Below are 20,201 nucleotides of genomic sequence, written 5' to 3'. Positions count from 1 at the left end.
CAAAAAAAAGCCTTTCATGGTGCAATGAAAGGCTAAAAAAAAAATAACTAACAAGTACTTTCTCTATTAACGCCATTTCAAAACGTGATTCATCATACAGCACATCGCAAAGCTGCATGGAAAAGACGTTCTTATATTTTGACTATAGTTTTTCATTGTTGAGACAAAGCTACAAAAATATATTTATAAATTCTATAGAATTAGTAGAGTTAATTTAAGAGATTTTTAATTTAATTACAAAAACAACTATAAACTAAAGGGTTATAAACTAAAAAAAATTATTGCAATTGCGATAAAAATATGAAAACAACTGCTATAAGAGCCAAAAACAGTCCTAAAATATTGATTTTGGATAGTTTTTCTTTGAAGAAAAAAGCTCCGATAAGAGTCCCTAAAATAATTACTCCCATATTCATTCCCGCAAAAACTGTAGATGGATTTTCTGCAAATGCCTTATGTGCTTTTAAGTAGAATAAGATATTTCCGAAGTTGAAAATTCCAACCAATATTCCGAAAGGAATGCTTTTTAAAACAAAATTTTCTTTCGCTGTAAACAGTTTGTACAGCACTATCAAAATAGAAACAGCGAGAGCAATTAGAAAAACGAGAAATAAAGATGTTGTGTAAGGAACAACAGTATATAAAGCAATTTTCTTAAAAAGAATATCTATAATTCCAAAACCAAATAAAACTGTTGCTGGATAAATCCATTTGTTTTCTGCGTTATCTGATGGCTTTTTTAAGATGAATAAAAGTGCCGCAAAGCCAACTAAAACTCCAACAACTTTATAACTATTAAATCCTTCGTTAAATAATAGCCAAGCCGCCAAAATCGGAATAAACAATGATAATCTTTGCGCTGCATCTGTTTTTGCAATTCCCATATATTTTATCGAAAGTGCAAGAAACAGAAATAATATTGGAAGTAAAATCCCAACAGAAGTATAAATTTCTAATGGTGCATTATGATCTAATTCTTTAAGATTTGGACTAAAAGTAAAATAGCAAAGTGCAATTGCTGCGATATAGTTGAATGAAATTATCTGAGAAGGATTAGCATTATATTTTCTAGAAATTTTGAAAATAACACCCACAATAACACTGCAAAGAATACTTAATATAAGGAATAACATAAATTTATTTTTGGATTGTAAAAGTAGCTATTGTAAAATAAAAAAGTCCAGCCGGTTTAAAAAAACCAGCTAGACCAGATTAAATTTTTAATATTATGTTTTTAAAATTTACTGATATAACTTCCGTAAATATCTCTAAACTGATTTCCTTTTGCAAAACGATCTTTGCTCAGCTTTCTGTATTCTACCAATCCCCAAAGGATGAATTCTTTCATAAAATAGATATCTTCTTTTGCCACTTGAGGTTGATATTTTTTCAATAAATCATCTAATGGCGCCACTTCATCTAAAATACTTTTGTATTCCTTATCTGAAGCATCATCCAATAATTCAAAACCGCTTTCTGCGAAAAACCATTCAACAATATCTGAATATGGCGTTTTTTCGTCTGGTTTTTCTAATTTTTCAATTTTAGGGAAATATTCTGGGAATAAGGTTCGAATCGCAGAACCAATCAGACTTTCAGCAACAACATTGGCTCCCTCCTGCTCTCCTTCGTAAACCAATTCTACTTTTCCTGTAATGGCAGGAATAATTCCGATAAAGTCCGATAAACGCAAAGTGGTTTTATCTGCTCCAGAAATCAAAGCTCGGCGTTCTGCTGTACTTATTAAATTCTCGAAAGCTGTAATGCTCATTCTGGCACTTACACCACTTTTATTATCGATATATTCGCTTTCACGCGCTTCAAAACTGATTTGCTCTAAAATATCTCTAGCCAAACTTGGAACGTAAACAACATCAGTCTGGTTCTGATCTAATTTAGATTCTTGTTCTGTAATCGTTCTTGCAATTTCAATGCTTTCTGGATAATGCGTCAAAATCTGAGAACCAATTCTATCTTTTAAAGGCGTTACAATACTTCCTCTATTGGTATAGTCTTCTGGATTTGCAGTGAAAACAAACTGCATGTCTAAAGGCATTCTTAATTTGAATCCTCTAATTTGAATATCGCCTTCTTGCAGAATATTAAACAAAGCTACTTGAATTCTTGCTTGTAAATCAGGCAATTCGTTGATTACAAAAATACAGCGATTCGCTCTCGGGATCATTCCGAAATGAATTACGCGGTCATCTGCATAAGACAATTTCAAATTTGCTGCTTTTATCGGATCGACATCACCAATTAAATCGGCTACTGTTACATCTGGAGTTGCCAATTTTTCGAAAAAACGTTCACTTCTGTGAAGCCATGCAATTGGTGTTTCATCTCCTTTCTCTGCAATCAAATCTTTTGCAAAACGAGAAATCGGATTTAACGGATCATCGTTAATTTCCGAACCTTCTACAAACGGAATATATTCATCTAACAATTCGACCATTTTACGAGCCAAACGCGTTTTTGCCTGTCCACGAAGTCCTAGAAGATTAATATTATGACGAGATAAAATAGCTCTCTCCAATTCAGGAATCACAGTATTTTCAAATCCGTGAACACCCTCAAAAACAGGTTTCCCCGATTTGATTTTCTTACGAAGATTATTACGCAATTCATCTTTAATGCTTGTACTTTTATATCCAGCGGCTTTTAATTGACCTAATGTCTTTATAGTATTTATTTCCATTGTGTTGAAATATAGATTTTTTTATTTATTTTTTTTGACAATGTATTGTGTCATTACTGTGCGTAGACGCACTGCAGTGCATCTCTACGATTTTCGTTGCGTTTAGAAACCTTTGTACCTTTGTTACTCTGAACCTTTGCACTTATCTATTTAATCCTCTTCTTCCTATTCGCTTCATAATCCTCAAAAATCATTTCACCTAAACCTTTAATTCCGGTATAAAATGCTTTTCCTTGATTAGCTTCTGTAAACTGATTCACAAAACGCTGCAAATATGGATCTCTAGCAATCATAAAAGTAGTAATCGGGATATGCAGTTTTCTTGCCTGTTGTGCCTGAGTGTAGCATTTATCGACAATATATTCGTCTAAACCATTACTATTCATGTAATAAGAACCATCTCGTTCGCGAACGCAACTTGGCTTTCCGTCCGTAATCATAAAAATCTGTTTATTGGTATTACGTTTTCTTCGCAAAATATCCATCGCCAATTGTAAACCAGCAACCGTATTGGTATGATAAGGTCCAACTTGTAAATACGGCAAATCTTTAATTGGAATTGTCCACGCATCATTACCAAAAACCAAAATATCTAACGTATCTTTTGGGTATCTTGTTGTGATCAATTCAGCTAAAGCCATTGCAACTTTTTTTGCTGGAGTAATTCTGTCTTCGCCATACAAAATCATACTGTGGCTAATATCGATCATTAGAACAGTACTCATTTGAGCTTTGTACTGAGCATCTTCTACGATCAAATCGTTTTCAGTCAGCATAAAACTTTCAACACCATTATTAACTTGAGCATTTCGAAGACTTTCAGTTAACGAAATTCTTTCTAAACTATCGCCAAAATTATACTCGCGGAATTCTCCCGTATGTTCATCACCGCTTCCAGCATATTTTGTTTTATGATTTCCGTTTCCAGATTTTTTCAAATTTCCAAAAATCTGATCTAAAGCCTGCTGTCTAATCGCTCTTTCAGTTTTTGCCGTAATTCCGAAACCAGAACTTCCATCGCCTTTTACTTCATCTTTTATATATCCTTTTTTCTTAAGATCTTCGATAAAATCGTCAATAGTATAATTCTCGTCGGTAAGTTTGTATTCTTTGTCCAGTTCCCGAAGCCAATTTATTGCTTCATCAAAATCGCCCGAAGTATGGGTGATTAACTCTTTAAAAATCGTAAAAAGTTTGTCAAACGGAGACTGAAAAGGAGCTTCGTAAGTCTTAAAATAAAAGCCTTTTTTAAATTCGTTTTTCATAAATCTAAAATTACATTTTTTTGGAATTATGAAAAACGAATCGTTTATTAATTTTTAGTTAAAATATTTAACCAAAATTCTCAACTAACAGTGTTAGATATAATAATTATTCAAACTTTCCGTCCAAATAATACCAGGCGCCATTTTCGAATTTAAAAGTAGAAAATTCATAATGCACTTGTGGTTTATTATCTGAATCTAAAAAATAAGCTTTGAATTCTACAGTGTTTTCTGTAAAACTCAAAATCTCCAATTTCTGCCATTTATTAGAAACTGCCCATCTTAAAATTTCAGGTTTCGAATAATATTTTCTTTCTGAGATATAAGTGGTTTCCATTAAATAATCAGCGTTATGGGTCGCATAAGCTGAATATCTGGAACGCATTAAAGCTAATGCTGAAGGCGCTTTTTGACTGCCATTCAAATATAATCCACAGCAATCATCAAAAAGCAATCCTGTGTCGCAGAAACATTTTTTATTCTCCATCAACTGGTTCTTCTCCATTAATTTTTACATGAAGCTGATTTAATAAAACCTGATAACGAGTTATTTCTCTCACTTCTTCATCTTCTTCCGCAAAATCAATCATTTCGTCCAATGTTTCGCTTACTTCCAATAATTTGTTATTTGCTTCTCTGTCGTTTTTCGCGGCAATCAAATCAATGATTTCCTGTACGTTTGCTTTTAGTGTTTCAAATTTTGAATTCATTTGTTTGTGTTTTATTTTTTGCCACAGATTACAAGGATTAAAATGATTTTTTTTAATTCAAAAAAATATAATCTGTGTAAATCCTTTTAATCTGTGGCAAAATTTTTCTTTTAATTGTCTTCGTTTTTACTTTCGTTGTATTTCTTAACGATTTCTTTTAATTTTTCTTTTCGGGCAATTTCGGCTTGTTTTGCTTTTGCTTGGGCTTTATGCAATTTATCGTTGTGTTTTTTAATGTTCTTTTCGTTATTGCGTCCCATTACACTTCTCTTTTAATTTGTTCTAATGTTTTCTCCGTAAAAATCAATTCGTTGATAATTTGTTTTCGCAGGTCATCAATATCGTCGTAATCAAAATGCTTTGCCCAATTGGTCAGCTGTTGCAGGTTTCTAATCTGTTTTAATCTTTTTGTAGTTTCAGCACTTGTTCTTAAAATCGCTTTTCCATCATACTGAGGATTATTTTTATGCTGATAATTGGCGAGATTTTTTTCGAAATCGGCTTCTATATAATACAATTTATCAGTTGCATTATCTGGGTAAAATTCTGTCCATTTTGCAAAACCAATTTTTGTTTTCGATTCGGTTTCTGGATTACGAGCAATTAAACGCCATTTACTATTGGCCAGTCTTCCCCAATGATTAGAAACGCGATACATTCCTTCTTCAGTATAATAATAAGTGCTTCCTGCTTTACTTTCAAATTGTTTTTTTAAACCTTTAATGGCATCTGGAAGTACTTCATTAAAGGCACAAAACGTATTTTTAAAAGAATTAGGATGTGGCTTAAAGTTTTTCTGCATGCTGCAAATATACTCAGATTACAGCGAACTCCCTAAAACAAACCTAAATTGCTTATCTTTGCTTTTTAATTCAAAACAAAAAATCATGTCTAAAGATTTAGAACAAAAAATGCCTCAAAAAGGAGTTTTTACTGGCATTATCGAAAAAGATGAAAATAATAATTATTTCTGCGGAGAATATCTTTTAGACTATAAAATGGTTCAAGCCAAATTTAAAGAGGGCGATTGGATTACCATAAAATCTATTATTGAAAACCCAAGCGACATGAGCTACAAACAATATCCTAAGAAATCTAGAAACTTCGATAAAGCGAATCATAAGCCGGAATAAACTTTTTTTGTTTCAGGTTTCAGGTTTCATGTTTTGTTGGAACGCTTTTTTTTTAACGCAAAGAACGCTAAGTTTATTTTTTTCTGAGTGTTATAAATTGAGAATAATTAAGTTCGCAAAGCTCTGTGTAGACATAGCTTTGCGAACTTTTCATTTTAATGAATCTCAAAAAAATTCTTAGCGTTCTTTGCGTAATTCTTTGCGCACTTTGCGGTTAAAAAAATCCCTGCGCTTTTTAAGGTTAAATAAACTTACCGTTAACTTTTTTCAATATTTTTTCGATCAAAACTGAAAAGTTAAAAAAAAGTGTACCTTTGCAAAAAATTTGTCGATTTGAACTAAAACAAAACGATTTCAAACTAATAGACAAGTAGTTACCTTTTATTTATGAAAAAAATAGTTGAATACCGCAAGTTACTAAACGTAGAGAAAACTGCAGAATTAAAAGATTTAAAAACGATTTATCGTAATGCGATGAAAGAATCTCATCCTGATAAATTTGTGGGAAATGAAGCTGGTTTAAAAGAAGCAGAAGAAAAAAGTAAAACGATTATCGAAGCTTACCACTTTTTAGTAAGTATTCACCCTGATACTATCAAACTTAATTTACCTGAGTACACAGAAACAATTTCTACTTGCTCTATCACAGATTTTAAATTTGTTGAAGGCCGTTTAATTATTGATTTTTCTAACGGAAGTGTTTACGAATACATCAGTGTTCCTAAAGCAACTTACGTAAAAATGGTAAATGCTGATTCTCCTGCAAGATTTGCTAAAAGACATATTTTAAATGCTTTTACTTGGAGAAAGAAAACAAATCAAGAATAGTTTTTACAATACTATATTTTACTAAAAAGCACTCTATTAAACGAGTGCTTTTTTTATGCCTAAAATTTAAAAAATTGAATAGAGATCTCTCAAATATGTTCCACGTTAAGAGTTTTTCATCAAATTAAGCCAACAAACACACTGATTTTATGCATTTTAGACCTAAAAAAACTATAACAAAATTTTAGGTTACAAAATTCTGTATGTTTTATAATTTTAGATACTTTTGTCACACAAATCAATTAACTAATTAATTTTTTATAATGAAAAAAATACTTTTTGTACTTACAGCTTCTGCAGCTATCATTTCTTGCAGCAAAGTTAAAGATGGAGAATACCTTATTACAGGTACTGCTACAGGAATTGAAAATGGAAAAACTATCATCTTACAAGGTCAAGACCCTGCTACAAGAATGCCAGTTTCTCTTGATACAGTAAAAGTTGAAAACGGAAAATTTGAAATAAAAGGAAAAGTTACAGAACCAGCATTCCACACATTGATTTTACAAGGTGCAAATGGTCCTATTCCATTTATCCTAGAAACTGGAGAAATTAAAGTTGCTATTGATAAAGATAGTATCCACAAATCTAAAATCTCTGGAACTTACAACAACGACGAGTATTTTACTTTTATAGAAGATTTGAACAAAACTCAAAAAAGTTTAATTGACTTCCAGAAAAAAAATAATGATAAAATGAAGCAAGCTCAACAAGCACAAGATACAGCAACTATCAACGGCTTGATGAAACAATACATGGAAATCCAGAAAGAAGTACAAGAAAGCAGCAAAAAGAAATATTTAACGTATGCTGAAAGTCACCCAAAATCTTTCATTACAGCTTTAATCATCCAAAGTTTATTGAATGATCCAACAGCTGATATGAAAAAATTAGAAGGTCTTTACAACAGTTTAGATGAGTCTTTAAAGAATACTGCTCCTGGAAAAGAAATCAAAACTAGATTTGGTCAAGCAAAAATGCCATCTGTTGGTGCAACAGCTCCAGCGGTAGGCAGCGCTAAATGAAGAGCAGATTTTTCAGCTCCAAATCCAGAAGGAAAAGTAGTTTCGCTTAAAGAAAGCTTAGGTAAAGTTACCATCGTAGATTTCTGGGCTTCTTGGTGCGGACCATGCCGACAAGAAAATCCTCACGTAGTGGCTCTATACAAAGAGTTTCATTCAAAAGGCTTAAATATTGTTGGAGTATCTCTTGATAAAGATGCTGCAAAATGGAAAGAAGCTATTGCAAAAGATGGTTTAACTTGGACTCAGGTTTCTAATTTAAAATTCTGGGAAGACCCAATTGCTAAACAATACAATGTTGAATCTATTCCAGCAACTTTTATTCTAGATGCGTCAGGAAAAGTAGTAGCTCAAGATTTAAGAGGTGATGAATTGAAAGCAAAAATCCAAGAATTGCTTGCAAAATAAATCTCCATCTTTAAATAATCAAAAAATCTCCCTAGTGGAGATTTTTTTGTTTTAAAGCATGTCATAAACTTAGAAATAGAAATTCACCAAAAAGAAGTGAAAACCCAACTTATGGCATAACTTCTTTTTTTCTTCGATATTTATTCAAAAACATCAACAAAAGCTATTACTCACAAGTTTATGAAAGGTTATCTTCAAAGATAAGCCTTAGATTAAACATAGTACTAATCTTACTTTAAGAAACAACTTAAAAAAAAACATTTTTTATTCAATTTTATTTTATTCAATTCCAGCGAATTAAAAAACAACTTTAAAATAACTTAAAATTAAGTCATTTTTTTGTTTGGAAATGTAGAAAGACTTCCTATCTTTGCCACCGCTTAGAACAACAAAGCACAACAAGCTGAGATCGGGGAGATACTCAAGCGGCCAACGAGGGCAGACTGTAAATCTGCTGTGTGAACTTCGCAGGTTCGAATCCTGCTCTCCCCACCAAAAGGGTAAAAGAAGCTAAAACGAAAGTTTTTCAATCTTTTCAAAAACCCGCAAAAAACGTGGTAAAGCCTGCAATCGTAAGATTCGCAGGTTTTTTTTATTTCATTCTTCTTTTCATATTTTTTAAAATCGTCCACAATCTCTATGACAAAATCGTGGCACTTTCATGTGTCGGAAAAAATGTGCCACAGAATCTGAAACAATCCCAATAAACAAAAAGGTTAATGAGGTTTACAACTTATTTTTGAAACTTTAATTCTGCATTCACCAATATACAGAGAGATGATCACAAATTATCGAATTTGAATTCCAGTTTGTTAAAGTCTTCTAGTTTTTTTTTCCTTAGAACAATCACGACTGCAGTAAACAGCAATACACTAATACTTCAGTCACCAAAATAACAGTTGTACTCACAGAAACAAATACTGGAAATCAATAAATTAACAAAAAAAATATTAACTTTATACAAATCAAAAACAAATCCTGTGAAAATAATTGAATATTCTTATGGCTCAGATTTAAATTGGATCGAGCCTTATGCAAAACAATTTGAAGGAAAAATAGATGGCAATTATATAATAGTCCCCGAAGACATCCAAACAGGGACAAAATACATCCTTGAATGCGGAGAAGGAATTATGGCTTATTATATTGATGTCGAATATAAAAAAGACATGCTTATAACCCAGGAGAATTTAAAAAATGATTTTGTAGGTTTTTATTATAGTCTAACCGAAGGGGAAGCAAGTTTTTCTGTACATGGTTTGAGTTATAATATTGAAAGATGGCAATATAATTTAATTGTATTAGATAGCTCACTAGAATCAAATTATAAAATAAAATCAGGAACCAAAACCTTTGCGTTATGCATATTCATAAGAAAAGATATTATAAAAGACTTTACAACAAAGAACAATATTATATTCCCAAACATTGAACAAATCATCGATCCCGAAAAGAATACAATCGTGCGATTAGACAGAATGAGCAATGACAGCTTTCATTTGCTTGAGGAATTAAAAAAGAAGTCTGTAGGAGATCCTGCATTCGATTTAAATTTGGTTGGCACAGTTCATATGTTAATTGCTAACTATCTAAAAAAAATTTCAACAAAACGAATTATAATTCAAACTGTAAATCAACAGGATTTATCTACTATTATAGCAATGCAAAAATATTTAATCGGCAATGTTCAGGAACATTTTCCAAGCATTAAACAACTTGCAGATATGGCATATATGTCTGAAACTAAATTTAAAAATTTATTTAATAAAATCACAGGAATGACACCAAATGCGTTCTTCATGGGAAATAAATTACTTTCAGCAAAAGAACTTCTTGAAAAAAAACAGTTATCTATTTCTCAGATTTCAGATCAATTACATTTTACAAATAATTCTTATTTCGCCGCAAAATTTAAAGAACATTTTGGTATATCTCCCAAAGTATTTGTAAAGGAATTATAATTTATAACTAGATATTCGTGAAAATATATAATTTCATTGCTAAGTTTTCTTATCAAAAAAAGGGTATTCAAAATTTGAATACCCTAATTCTGTTATAATTTATATTATTGTTTGATACTAATAATAAATTCAGATCGTCTGTTTAACTCATGTTCTTTTTCAGAGCATTTTACGCCGTTAGAACAGTGGTTTAACAATTTCGTTTCACCAAATCCTTCACCACTTATTCTCTCTTGAGCAATACCAGCACTAACAATATAATCAACTGTAGCTTTTGCTCTATTTTCTGAAAGTTTCATATTAAATTCATCTCTACCTCTACTATCTGTATAAGAATTTACTTTTACAGAAATATTAGGACGATCTTTCATTAAAGCTACTACTTTATCTAATTCTTTTTTAGAGGATTGTCTGATGTTATAACCGTTTAAATCAAAATAAATTGGGTTAAGTTTCAATTTACCTACTAAGTCGTCGCCATCAAATATTTTTATTTTTTCACCATCAACAACTACTTCCATTTCTCTGGTAATTTCAAAGCTAATTTCTTTTCTCTCCAAAGGCTTTAATGGATCTACATTGACTGTTTTATCAGCATAAGAAGTTTTTTTATAAACAACTTTATCATTTTGATAAGGATCTAAATACATTTTATATTTTCCTTCGTTATCTGTTACAGTTGTACCTATACTTTCATTATTTGGATTAAACAATTGAATATTGAAATTTGGAACTGGTTTACCATTTTCCGTAATAGTACCGAAAATCATTGCTCTTGTATCAAAATCGAAAGCTATTGCTCTTGTTTCTATAAATCTATAGATATCATCATTATCACTTTTATTAGAAGAGAAATATCCTTTTTTAGTATCCGCGTCAAATGTATATGCAAAATCGTCGGATGCTGTGTTCACATCATCACCAACATTTGCTACATGGTATTTTCCGTCATTATCTTTAATTGCTGCAAATACATCTAATCCTCCAAGTCCAGGATGACCGTCTGAGGCAAAGTATAAAACTCCTTTGCTATCCATATATGGATATGTCTCTCGACCTGGAGTATTAATTTCGTCTCCAAGTTTTGTAACATCGTTTCCAACTAAAACCCCATTTTTTACACTTACAACATATAAGTCTGAGTTTCCAAAAGTATTGTTACGATCTGATGCAAAAAACAATTGTGTTTCATCTGGACTAAGTGCTGGATGTGCCGATGAAAAACCATCACTATTGATTGGATAAGGCAATTCTTTAATGTTTTTCCACTCCCCTTTTACATTCTCAGCAACGTAGATTTTTAGGTAAGTAGTACCATTTTTATCTGCTCCTAGTTTTCCTTTATTAAAATTGTTTCTAGTAAAGTACATGTGCTTACCATCTTTTGTTATTGCAGCGCTACTTTGATGGTATTTTGTATTCACGTCACCTTTTAACAATACAGCATCTTGCAAATCTCCATCTGTAGAAATTTTTGCTTCATACAGTTTCATGAATGATTTTTCATTCCAGCTGTGTTTTCTTTTAATAAAAACTCCCGTATCTTTAGCCGAAGCATAGATTACTTTGTCTTTGCCATAAAATGCAGTTCCATAGTCTGAAACAGGAGTATTTATGCTAGCTTCTCTGATGTTATAGCGTCCTGACTGTTTTTGAATATCAGCCATTAACTTTTTTTCTTTCCAGTTATCACTTAAATCTTTCTTACCTGTTACCATATAATATTTTTTGATAACTGCACTAGCTTCATCATATTTCCTAACATTATTTAAAGCTTGTGCGTATCTGAAATAAAATTCTGGATCTACAGACTGACCTGAGTTGAAAACATTCTCATAAGCTTCTGCAGCTTTAGGATACTGGCCATTAAAATAGTAGCAATTCCCTAATTTGGTTAAAACCTCTAATGAAGAGTTTCCTTTATCTACAAGTTTTTGATATAATTTACCTGCTTCAATAAATGCAAACTTATTATAGGTTTCATTTGCTTTCTCAGCTTTTTTATCCTGAGCATTAACTCCTATCTGTAATAAACAAACAGAAAGTAAGACCAACGCTTTCTTTATCTTTTTAGATATCATTTTTATCCTAATTTATAGTTATTAAAAGAATCTTGGAGTAACCAGTCTGTATTTGGTTGAAGAAAATAAATCGAAACGAAGAAAAATTTCATGAGATCCTGAATTATAATTTCCAATTTTCTGCGTATCATAATCATAAGCATAGCCAATATTCATACCTGATGTAACCTGAAATCCAGCCATTGCACTTACTGCTGCATCCCATCTGTAAGCCGCTCCTAAAGTCAATTTCTCATTGAACAGAAAGTTTGCTGACAAATCTACTGCTAAAGGTGCACCGCTAACCATTTTTACCATTGCTGCAGGTTTAAATTTAAGATTATCATTAAGATCAAATACATAACCTCCCATTGCATAAAAATGCATTCTTTGAGAAGCAACAGATACTTTTACATCATCGTAAAACTTAGTTTCTAAAATCATTGGCACCGATAAACCTGCATACCATTTTTCTGAATGAAAATAAGCACCTGCTCCAAAATTTGGAGAGTTCTTTGTCAAAACACCACTAAGATATGGATCGTTTACATCTTGAATTTTTGCTTTAGTATAATCTATTTGTGCAAAATTTCCTGAAGCACTAATACCTAAAGATAAAAATGTATCTGCTGAAAGCTGAATCGGATAAGCATAGCTGGCTGTCACGGTAGTTTCCTTTGTAAATCCAATTTGATCATTTATTACTGACAATCCGAGGCCTTGACCATTTTCTGTAATTGGTGCTTCGATAGAAAAATTTGCTGTTTTTGGAGCTCCATCTAGTCCAACCCATTGAGTTCTGTACAACCCAAATATGCTTGGTATTGCACGAGTTCCTGTATAACCTGGATTTATAGTCATTGTATTATACATGTACTGCGTATATTGCGACTGCTGTTGCGCGGAGGTCTCCAAAATTCCTACGAACAACATAATTAATAAATATGAAATCTTTTTCATTAGTTCTAAGTTCTTTTAATTATTGATTATTGATATACAAATAACCTGTTCTCTCTTTAACTTCTTTACCAGTATTATATCTCACTATGTAGAAGTAAGTTCCTGTTGGAAGTTTATCGCCTCTCTTAATTGTAGCGCGTCCATCTGAATATCCTCTAAACATGTTATCGCTTTCATTGTAAGACTTGGCGTCATAAACTTTAACTCCCCATCTGTTGTAAATCTCGACTTGGTTATCTGGGAATTGGTCAATTCCTTTTATAACAAAGCTGTCATTTAAACCGTCATCGTTTGGTGAAAGCGCATTATAAATTTCTAAGTCGCTTGGCGGTGGTGGCGTTTTCTTAACCAAAGCCATTGTAAATAGCCCGTAACCGCTTACTTGCGTTGTTATCAGCTTATCATAAGACTTTGCTGTTATAGGAGCGCTAACATCCCCCCCTTCGTTTATCCATTTATTTGAAGCTGGATCCCATCGTGTAATAACCACGCTGTAATCATCACTTGGGTAGAAAAACTCCGAAGGCGTTGTACGGCTATCCATAGATAAACTCAAAATAATTTTGTTAGCACCTTTATCCTTAGTTACTTCCCAATACTCATTAGGATTAATTGTTATAATGTTTACATCTCTGCTGTCATGAGAATGTATCGTACTAGAGTTTTTGTTAAAATATTGTGTAGTGTAAACATCTCCTTTATTAGCACCTGACGCATGGTATGAAGGTCTAAAATAATTTCCTGCTCCTACTGGAAACTCAAATGCCGCAATACCATCTTTCTCCACCTGACCGTCTACAAAACTTAGATCACTAGTTAGTGTATGTCCTGCATTCTCTCTAAAAATTACTTTCCCTCCATAATCATTAGCAAGTACAACTCCTTGCTTAAATTCTGAGTTACCTCCTACAGCTATCTTACCTGACAAATGAAAAGGAACTGGAGATGATAAATTCTCGAAAAACACATTTTTTAAATTAGAAACCTGTGTTCCTTCTATAAACTGATCATCACTTCCGTAGAAATAAGTAGCACCGTTTAAATTTTCTGCATAGGTAACTAGACCATCATTTTTCCAGTTTTGAAAAATATACAGCTTTCCATCGTTTATAAAATTCCCTGCCGGTGTATTTTCATAATCCATATAAACTGCCATGATTGTATTATCGGCAATCTTAACATCTCCGTTATTTACAAACTGAGCATAGCTTGTAGATGATAAAAGGATTAAAAAACTGGCACAATGAAAAAAAGTTTTTTTATTTTTTTGATTTACAACAGACTCATCTGTTATTGGTATTCTATATAAATTAGTATTGTTTTTCATATTATATTACTTTATGAGTCCTAATTAATTAACGGGACAAAACTAGACCAATAGTAAAATATGAATGCCCCGTAAAAGCCTTACTTGTATTAAAATAAGGTCATTTTCTAAGTGAAAAAAAAACACTAAAAAACATCAACAAACTATTTATCAAAACCTTTACAAATTTTATTTTTTTAATAAATTTTATACCATCCAATTTTTAACATTTTACTTGTCTAAATGCTTTATATAGTTTTTGGATAGAATCTTGCTTTTTTAAATAAAAAAAGAGGAAGTAAAACTTCCTCTTTTTTTTTAAAAAATTATTTCCCTTAAAAGCTCAAACAACTTGATTTTTATTAAACGTAGTAAATTAGCTCTGTTTATTTTACTTGAAATAATCTATTAACTGTTTGTAAGTTACATCTTTTAAAATGACTTTTTTATTCTCATCCAGCAGATAAATCGAGGGAATATTTTCTAACCAATAATCCGTTCTAATTTTAACAAACTCAGAGTCTCCCCATAGATTAATCCAATTAGTAGGAAAATCATTTTCATTGATATATTTATTCCATTCTTTTTTATCATTGTTTACATAGATTCCTAAAACAGTGATATTCTTTACCGTCGTATTATTTAACCATTCTTTTACAATGGGCGTTACCTTCATGCATCTTGAACAATCTGGATCAAAAAAATAAAGCAATGTATATTTTGATTTTACATCTAGTAAAGAATGTTTTGCTCCATTTTTATCTTTTAACTGAAGGTCAGTTGCTACACTTCCTACTCTATTTTTTTTTATAAAAGAAATTCTAGAATTGATAATTTCTTTTCTCCATTCTGGTGTAAAACCCTGTTTTTGCTCATTTTGCAGAATGTAAATTCCTATTTCTTCATTAAAAAAATCACTTTGCTTTATTAAATACATGTTTAGCAAAGCTTCTTCGACTACTCGATAAATATCTTCATTTACAGCAGCCTTAGTTAGTAAATCTTTTATAGCTTCCTTTGTATTCGTAACATCATTTATGTGAAACAGACTCATATATTGACCTGTTTTTCCGGGCAAATAAGGAGTATTAAGCAACATGCTATCTTTAAAATCTACACCTTCCCAATAATGTTGACGAATAAATTTTATAGCATTTTGATATTCTATTTCATCTACTTTATACATTAAATGTTCTGCATTCCAAGCCATCTCCGGAATTGGCAAAGTATTATTAAAAGTGATCAACCGTTCGAGTACAGATCCTTTGTATGCATTTGCTATATGCCTACCATAGTCATATAATATTTGCTGTTCAGATATTGCTTTATTTCTTATTTTTTTTCGTTCAATACTGTCAGTTTCATTCAAAAAATCTTCTTCTAATTGATGCTGATTCCTATAAAATTTTTCTGCTTGCTTTATATATGCTGCGTATGCATTATTTTGCTCGCTATCTTTAAAAATAACATTTTCATTATTTTCAAAATACTGTATATCAATATTCTTTTTTTCTTTTTTTGAATATAAAACTGAAATAGGATTTGGTGAAATTACCTGAGGCAACATAACCATGTATAGCCCTTCGGCAACGTTCATGGTGTCTTTAAGAATAATAATTTCAGGTTTATCAACAATGGCTTTATCTAATAGTACAGGCATACCGTTTTTATAGTTATATAGCAAACAGGTATCTCCTACGTTAAGCCCTGCAGTTTGAAATGTTATACTACGTTGCGCTACTATATTTTGTATAGACAAACAAGATAAAATTAGTAAGACAGCTTTGCAAAGTTTTTTCATATTTAGATAGCGTAAAAAAAACTGCCCTCAAGAAAGCTCAAGGACAGTAAATTTAATTAATTATATTTTATTTATCACAATATAAAACACTAGAATGCAAACACTTGTATCACTTTATTTGCAGAACTTGGCACTAAGGTTGCACCACTACATGTTACTTGACCATTGTTGCAATCCATAAAGTGACCGCTAACTTCAGCGCTAGTATTAAAACCACCAAAATAGTTTGCTGAGTTAACATTTACAGGCATTATTGAACCCCAAAGCGTTTGCCGTTGAGGAGTTCCAAAAAATCCACTATTATTACCCGTATTAACTCCATTATATTTAGTAACACCTGATGTACTACTAATCGACACTCCTTTTAATTTTCCTGTAAAATTATGCCATCCGTTTGTAGTACTAGCGGTAAACCCATAACCACTATTTGGATTAAATTCAATATAGTTATTCTGGGCATTTGCATCATCAATTTTTGAAGCATTTGCTAAAGTGGAAACAACTCTAAATCTCCATTTATTATTAGCCGTTGTGGTAGCACTAGTTAAACTAGAGATTGAACCATTAGCAACAAGAATAGATCGCATTGCCAATAAAGACATTCTAAAGTTATCGTATTTGATTCCATTATCAAAATTAGTATTATTAACTGGCATATCACTAGCTAAGCTATAAGTATTAGAATTAGTTGATGCTGTTGTCATATTATAAACATTTTTAGCAGTTTGTTCAGAATAAGACCACACTAATGTCTGACCGTTGCTCATATCACACAGTGTTTTCATGACTGGCTCTGTTGCAACAGGTTTAATCCAATATTCTCCGTTTGGAGCTACACCCGCTCCTCCATTATCAGCCATTGCATCTTTACAGCTATTGGCTGGATATGTTTTAGTACTTCCTTTAGTAGCCACAATTGTAATGTATCTAACACAAGTCTCTCCTGAAGCATCAGTTAAAGTAAAAGCAATACCTTCATCATTGTTTGCCTGAGTTGGCTTTCCAGATGCTGTAAATGTAATAGTAGTTGGCGTTACTATTTGTGTTACAGTTCCCTGAGCTTTAATTGTAACACCTGCTGAAGTTGCACTAATATTATATGGCCCTGTTGAAGAAAAATCTACTGGCATAGAGATTGTTGCTGCACCTCCAGAAATCGTAGTATTGACCTTCATTGTACTAATAACTATAGGATATGGAGAATTACAAACCATAGTGGCTTGATTTGGCTGAATATTAATTTTTGATGCAGGAGTACATAATTCTGCATTTTTATTTGCTGCATCTAATATTTTAAAATTATACAACCCTGCACTTCCAGCTTCAGCTTGACCGTTTCCATACAAATTAACAGTAGTTGACCCAGTTGTGTCAAAAGATCCAACCCCACTAAAATATACGCCCTTTACCACATCAGTAGTCATTTTCCATGGTCCTGTTTTTGTAACATTAAGTGTAAGCGCCAAATAATTTGCTGATGATGCACCTTTTGTCTCAACAAAAACACCATTTACAACTGCACCTGAAGAAGAACAATCTAAAGTATAACCTGCTTTTGTACTTTGCAACGTGATTGTAAAATTACATCCCACTGCTACATTATTTTTATCGTATAGGGTAAAGGTAAGTTTTCCATCTGTTCCCCATTGTGGAGTTCCTTTAGCTGATAAAATGATACGTGCTGCTGATGCTGTAGATACATAACCAGTTCCTTCAAACCACATTCCTGTGTCAGCACCATTAGCCCCTACAACATTAGTGTGCAAAGAATAATAACCTGAGTCGGCTACATCTAATTGTAAACTCACGCCGTTAGTAACAGGATTTACAGGCTGCCCCTCTGTAAATGTTCCAACTGGTTGTGTCTCATCACAAGAAATTGTAAAATCTGCGTTATTCTCTGTTACTGGTATTGTGAAATTTGAAACATTACAAATCTCTTTACCAGATTGATCATAAACTCTGTACCCAACTGCAGCATTTACACTTGTAGGAGTACCAATTGCTGGAATTTGAATTTTTATAGGTGCTGTAGGAACTGTTGCTACAATACCAGTATATGAAAATCGTACTCCATTTACAGTTTCTGTGTAAAACGTATAAGTTCCAGCTTTAACCACTGTCGCAGTAATTTCAATATAATTATTAATACCTACCGGCACACCTTCATAATAACTTCCTTTTACACCACTAGCAGAGCAATCATAAGTAAATTTTGCTAAAGAAATCGCATCACATTCTGACCATTCTGTTCCCTTCCAAGTCTGTAAACAGCTTTCATCAGTATTAAAAACTGTCAATCCTTTATTTGCAGCACCCAAAGTTGGCTGTAAAGTTTTCATTTGATTTTCTGTAAATCTAGGTGGCATAAAACCTTTAGTGCCATTTTGTGAAAGTATTTCAAAAGTGGCATTACTATCTCCTGTTTGATTACCTCCTACTACTACTGTTTTACCTCCTTGCGCAAAAGACTGCATTAAGGTAAAAATCATTATTAAACTAAAAAGTATTTTTTTCATCATTATTTTTGATTAACATTTATGAATTAAGACATATAAATACCAGCCATATACATGACTGGATTTATAATATTAATATTACATTGTATAAGTGATTACATACCAATTTGCACCGTCAGACTGCAAAGTAATTTTTGCGCTTCCATTGGTTGCGCCTCCAGAGACACTTCCTGCTATGTATGAATACTGAGCATCGTCAGAATAGATAACCGGAGTGTTGAAATTAACAACAACTGGTACTCCATCTTTCATTGTGTTGAATTGGTTAATTACCAATATTCTTCCTTTGTTATCTTTTGCTTCAGGAAGTTTTATAGTAATATTTGCACTCAAATTTCTTGCAATGATTGTGTAATCAGTAGGTGTTACTTCATAATCAGTATTCGTTATTTGTATACTCATTACATTGTTTCTAACTGGCGCTTGCCATTGTACATTAACAACACCTTGTTCATCTTTAACTGTTGTCAATACATCACCTTCAACTGTTGATGGTACGATATCTACAGTAGCATCTGTAAATGTTGCTCCTGTACCTGTTACTGTAAGAACTTTATCTGAAGTTTTAGTAGTAATATCTTTAAGATTTATAATCGAAGTTTCTTTCTCTCCAGTATATGTTAATGTTTTACTTGTAGGATTATGTGCTAAAGTCGTTGCTGTTTCAGATGTAACAATATTTGAAAATGGTACATAGCTAATATTACCATACTCATCTTTATATACTAATGCATCATTACCTAAAGTGTCCTGTCCAGTAGTTAAAGTGGTTACAGTTTGTTCTTGCGCAATAATATTTTTAATTGCATCATAAACAATTTGTCCTTTATCTGGTCTTTCTCTGAATAAAATATTAGGAAAATTATCTGCAATATCTTGTACAATATCTATATCGGTAGTTTCACCTTTTTCATTTGTATAAGTGTGTTTACCTATACCTTGATCTACTAAAGTTGTTACTGTTTCCTGAAGTTTCGCAGGATTACCATCTTTATCTGTATAAGTCGCAATAGTATTTCCTGTAGTTACAACTGATACAAGTGACGCTACTCCATCCGCTCCGGTATCTCCTTTTGCTCCGGTTGCTCCCGTTGCGCCTTTCAAGCCCTGAATATAATCGTTCATGTCTTTTCCGTCATTTCCAGGAAGCTCTTTCCAGATTTCAAATGCTGATTTTCCGTCCGCTCCGGTGTCTCCCTTCAAGCCCTGAACATACTCGTTCATGTCCTTTCCGTCGTTTCCGGGAAGCTCTTTCCAGATTTCAAATGCTGATTTTCCGTCTGCTCCCGTGTCTCCTTTCAAGCCTGCGATATACTCGTTCATGTCCTTTCCGTCGTTGCCGGGAAGCTCTTTCCAGATTTCAAATGCTGATTTTCCGTCTGCTCCCGTGTCTCCTTTAAGACCTGCGATATATTCGTTCATGTCCTTTCCGTCGTTACCGGGAAGCTCTTTCCAGATTTCAAACGCTGATTTTCCGTCTGCTCCCGTGTCTCCTTTCAAGCCCTGAACATACTCGTTCATGTCCTTTCC

General features: G+C 32.5%; 16 protein-coding genes, 1 tRNA gene and 2 pseudogenes. 6 read left to right on the top strand and 13 right to left on the bottom strand.

What is annotated here, in order from left to right:
• Positions 1 to 278 precede the first annotated feature (278 nt).
• The 7 genes from DMB71_RS13725 to DMB71_RS13700 form a co-directional block, all read right to left on the bottom strand.
• Positions 279 to 1,133, bottom strand: coding sequence for an EamA family transporter (locus tag DMB71_RS13725; RefSeq protein ID WP_111367000.1), 855 nt, complete (start codon positions 1,131 to 1,133; stop codon positions 279 to 281).
• 101 nt (positions 1,134 to 1,234) lie between these two features.
• Positions 1,235 to 2,698 (bottom strand): MoxR family ATPase, encoded by a 1,464-nt coding sequence (locus DMB71_RS13720; RefSeq protein ID WP_111366999.1) that lies wholly within the window; start codon positions 2,696 to 2,698, stop codon positions 1,235 to 1,237.
• 146 nt (positions 2,699 to 2,844) lie between these two features.
• Positions 2,845 to 3,963, bottom strand: a complete 1,119-nt coding sequence (locus DMB71_RS13715; protein ID WP_111366997.1) for a vWA domain-containing protein — start codon at positions 3,961 to 3,963, stop codon at positions 2,845 to 2,847.
• A gap of 106 nt (positions 3,964 to 4,069) precedes the next feature.
• The gene (locus DMB71_RS13710) at positions 4,070 to 4,468 is read right to left on the bottom strand and encodes a YchJ family protein (RefSeq protein WP_239452972.1); all 399 of its coding nucleotides are present in this window, start codon (positions 4,466 to 4,468) and stop codon (positions 4,070 to 4,072) included.
• Positions 4,440 to 4,673, bottom strand: a complete 234-nt coding sequence (locus DMB71_RS13705; protein WP_111289368.1) for a hypothetical protein — start codon at positions 4,671 to 4,673, stop codon at positions 4,440 to 4,442. Before DMB71_RS13705 ends, DMB71_RS13710 begins: the two co-directional genes overlap by 29 nt.
• A 110-nt stretch (positions 4,674 to 4,783) precedes the next feature.
• Positions 4,784 to 4,933, bottom strand: coding sequence for a hypothetical protein (locus DMB71_RS22100; protein WP_204251792.1), 150 nt, complete (start codon positions 4,931 to 4,933; stop codon positions 4,784 to 4,786).
• Positions 4,933 to 5,475, bottom strand: coding sequence for a hypothetical protein (locus tag DMB71_RS13700; protein WP_111366994.1), 543 nt, complete (start codon positions 5,473 to 5,475; stop codon positions 4,933 to 4,935). Before DMB71_RS13700 ends, DMB71_RS22100 begins: the two co-directional genes overlap by 1 nt.
• A gap of 85 nt (positions 5,476 to 5,560) precedes the next feature.
• Between DMB71_RS13700 and DMB71_RS13695 the strand changes: the two genes are divergently transcribed.
• The 6 genes and pseudogenes from DMB71_RS13695 (at position 5,561) to DMB71_RS13665 (ending at position 10,025) form a co-directional block, all read left to right on the top strand.
• Positions 5,561 to 5,806 (top strand): hypothetical protein, encoded by a 246-nt coding sequence (locus DMB71_RS13695; protein WP_111367410.1) that lies wholly within the window; start codon positions 5,561 to 5,563, stop codon positions 5,804 to 5,806.
• Between the two features lie 387 nt (positions 5,807 to 6,193).
• The gene (locus DMB71_RS13690) at positions 6,194 to 6,634 is read left to right on the top strand and encodes a KTSC domain-containing protein (RefSeq protein WP_111366992.1); all 441 of its coding nucleotides are present in this window, start codon (positions 6,194 to 6,196) and stop codon (positions 6,632 to 6,634) included.
• A gap of 263 nt (positions 6,635 to 6,897) precedes the next feature.
• Complete coding sequence (locus tag DMB71_RS13685) at positions 6,898 to 7,659, top strand: DUF4369 domain-containing protein (protein WP_111366991.1); 762 nt, start codon at positions 6,898 to 6,900, stop codon at positions 7,657 to 7,659.
• 18 nt (positions 7,660 to 7,677) lie between these two features.
• Positions 7,678 to 8,064, top strand: a pseudogene (locus DMB71_RS13680) (TlpA family protein disulfide reductase); the annotation flags it as partial.
• A 411-nt stretch (positions 8,065 to 8,475) separates the two neighbouring features.
• Positions 8,476 to 8,559, top strand: a tRNA-Tyr gene (locus DMB71_RS13675).
• Between the two features lie 485 nt (positions 8,560 to 9,044).
• Entirely contained in the window at positions 9,045 to 10,025 is a 981-nt protein-coding gene (locus tag DMB71_RS13665; RefSeq protein ID WP_162614826.1) for a helix-turn-helix domain-containing protein, read from the top strand.
• A 104-nt stretch (positions 10,026 to 10,129) separates the two neighbouring features.
• Here DMB71_RS13665 and DMB71_RS13660 read toward each other — a convergent pair whose 3' ends face one another.
• The 6 genes and pseudogenes from DMB71_RS13660 to DMB71_RS13635 all read right to left on the bottom strand — a co-directional run.
• Positions 10,130 to 12,106 carry an OmpA family protein gene (locus DMB71_RS13660; protein ID WP_111366985.1) on the bottom strand — a complete coding sequence of 659 codons (1,977 nt, stop codon included), beginning with the start codon at positions 12,104 to 12,106 and terminating at the stop codon, positions 10,130 to 10,132.
• 21 nt (positions 12,107 to 12,127) lie between these two features.
• Positions 12,128 to 13,045 carry a PorP/SprF family type IX secretion system membrane protein gene (locus DMB71_RS13655; protein ID WP_111366983.1) on the bottom strand — a complete coding sequence of 306 codons (918 nt, stop codon included), beginning with the start codon at positions 13,043 to 13,045 and terminating at the stop codon, positions 12,128 to 12,130.
• 19 nt (positions 13,046 to 13,064) lie between these two features.
• Positions 13,065 to 14,372, bottom strand: coding sequence for a gliding motility-associated C-terminal domain-containing protein (locus tag DMB71_RS13650; RefSeq protein ID WP_111366982.1), 1,308 nt, complete (start codon positions 14,370 to 14,372; stop codon positions 13,065 to 13,067).
• Between the two features lie 370 nt (positions 14,373 to 14,742).
• Positions 14,743 to 16,152 (bottom strand): thioredoxin-like domain-containing protein, encoded by a 1,410-nt coding sequence (locus DMB71_RS13645; protein WP_111366980.1) that lies wholly within the window; start codon positions 16,150 to 16,152, stop codon positions 14,743 to 14,745.
• Positions 16,153 to 16,241: 89 nt separating this feature from the next.
• On the bottom strand, positions 16,242 to 18,674 hold the full coding sequence (locus DMB71_RS13640; protein ID WP_162614825.1) for a hypothetical protein: 2,433 nt from the start codon (positions 18,672 to 18,674) through the stop codon (positions 16,242 to 16,244).
• Between the two features lie 75 nt (positions 18,675 to 18,749).
• Positions 18,750 to 20,201 (bottom strand): annotated as a pseudogene (locus DMB71_RS13635) (hypothetical protein); the annotation flags it as partial.

Origin of the sequence: Flavobacterium tistrianum (assembly GCF_003254545.1) — a bacterium.
GTDB lineage: Bacteria > Bacteroidota > Bacteroidia > Flavobacteriales > Flavobacteriaceae > Flavobacterium > Flavobacterium tistrianum.
The sequence above is the reverse complement of the archived record's forward strand: the minus strand, read 5'-3'. Positions and strand labels throughout refer to the sequence as shown.

What these genes read in the sequence shown, in the direction of transcription:
- DMB71_RS13725 (WP_111367000.1), bottom strand. Translation starts at nt 1,133, where the DNA reads ATGTTATTCCTTATATTAAGTATTCTTTGCAGTGTTATTGTGGGTGTT.
- DMB71_RS13720 (WP_111366999.1), bottom strand. Translation starts at nt 2,698, where the DNA reads ATGGAAATAAATACTATAAAGACATTAGGTCAATTAAAAGCCGCTGGA.
- DMB71_RS13715 (WP_111366997.1), bottom strand. Translation starts at nt 3,963, where the DNA reads ATGAAAAACGAATTTAAAAAAGGCTTTTATTTTAAGACTTACGAAGCT.
- DMB71_RS13710 (WP_239452972.1), bottom strand. Translation starts at nt 4,468, where the DNA reads ATGGAGAAGAACCAGTTGATGGAGAATAAAAAATGTTTCTGCGACACA.
- DMB71_RS13705 (WP_111289368.1), bottom strand. Translation starts at nt 4,673, where the DNA reads ATGAATTCAAAATTTGAAACACTAAAAGCAAACGTACAGGAAATCATT.
- DMB71_RS22100 (WP_204251792.1), bottom strand. Translation starts at nt 4,933, where the DNA reads ATGGGACGCAATAACGAAAAGAACATTAAAAAACACAACGATAAATTG.
- DMB71_RS13700 (WP_111366994.1), bottom strand. Translation starts at nt 5,475, where the DNA reads ATGCAGAAAAACTTTAAGCCACATCCTAATTCTTTTAAAAATACGTTT.
- DMB71_RS13695 (WP_111367410.1), top strand. Translation starts at nt 5,561, where the DNA reads ATGTCTAAAGATTTAGAACAAAAAATGCCTCAAAAAGGAGTTTTTACT.
- DMB71_RS13690 (WP_111366992.1), top strand. Translation starts at nt 6,194, where the DNA reads ATGAAAAAAATAGTTGAATACCGCAAGTTACTAAACGTAGAGAAAACT.
- DMB71_RS13685 (WP_111366991.1), top strand. Translation starts at nt 6,898, where the DNA reads ATGAAAAAAATACTTTTTGTACTTACAGCTTCTGCAGCTATCATTTCT.
- DMB71_RS13660 (WP_111366985.1), bottom strand. Translation starts at nt 12,106, where the DNA reads ATGATATCTAAAAAGATAAAGAAAGCGTTGGTCTTACTTTCTGTTTGT.
- DMB71_RS13655 (WP_111366983.1), bottom strand. Translation starts at nt 13,045, where the DNA reads ATGAAAAAGATTTCATATTTATTAATTATGTTGTTCGTAGGAATTTTG.
- DMB71_RS13650 (WP_111366982.1), bottom strand. Translation starts at nt 14,372, where the DNA reads ATGAAAAACAATACTAATTTATATAGAATACCAATAACAGATGAGTCT.
- DMB71_RS13645 (WP_111366980.1), bottom strand. Translation starts at nt 16,152, where the DNA reads ATGAAAAAACTTTGCAAAGCTGTCTTACTAATTTTATCTTGTTTGTCT.
- DMB71_RS13640 (WP_162614825.1), bottom strand. Translation starts at nt 18,674, where the DNA reads ATGATGAAAAAAATACTTTTTAGTTTAATAATGATTTTTACCTTAATG.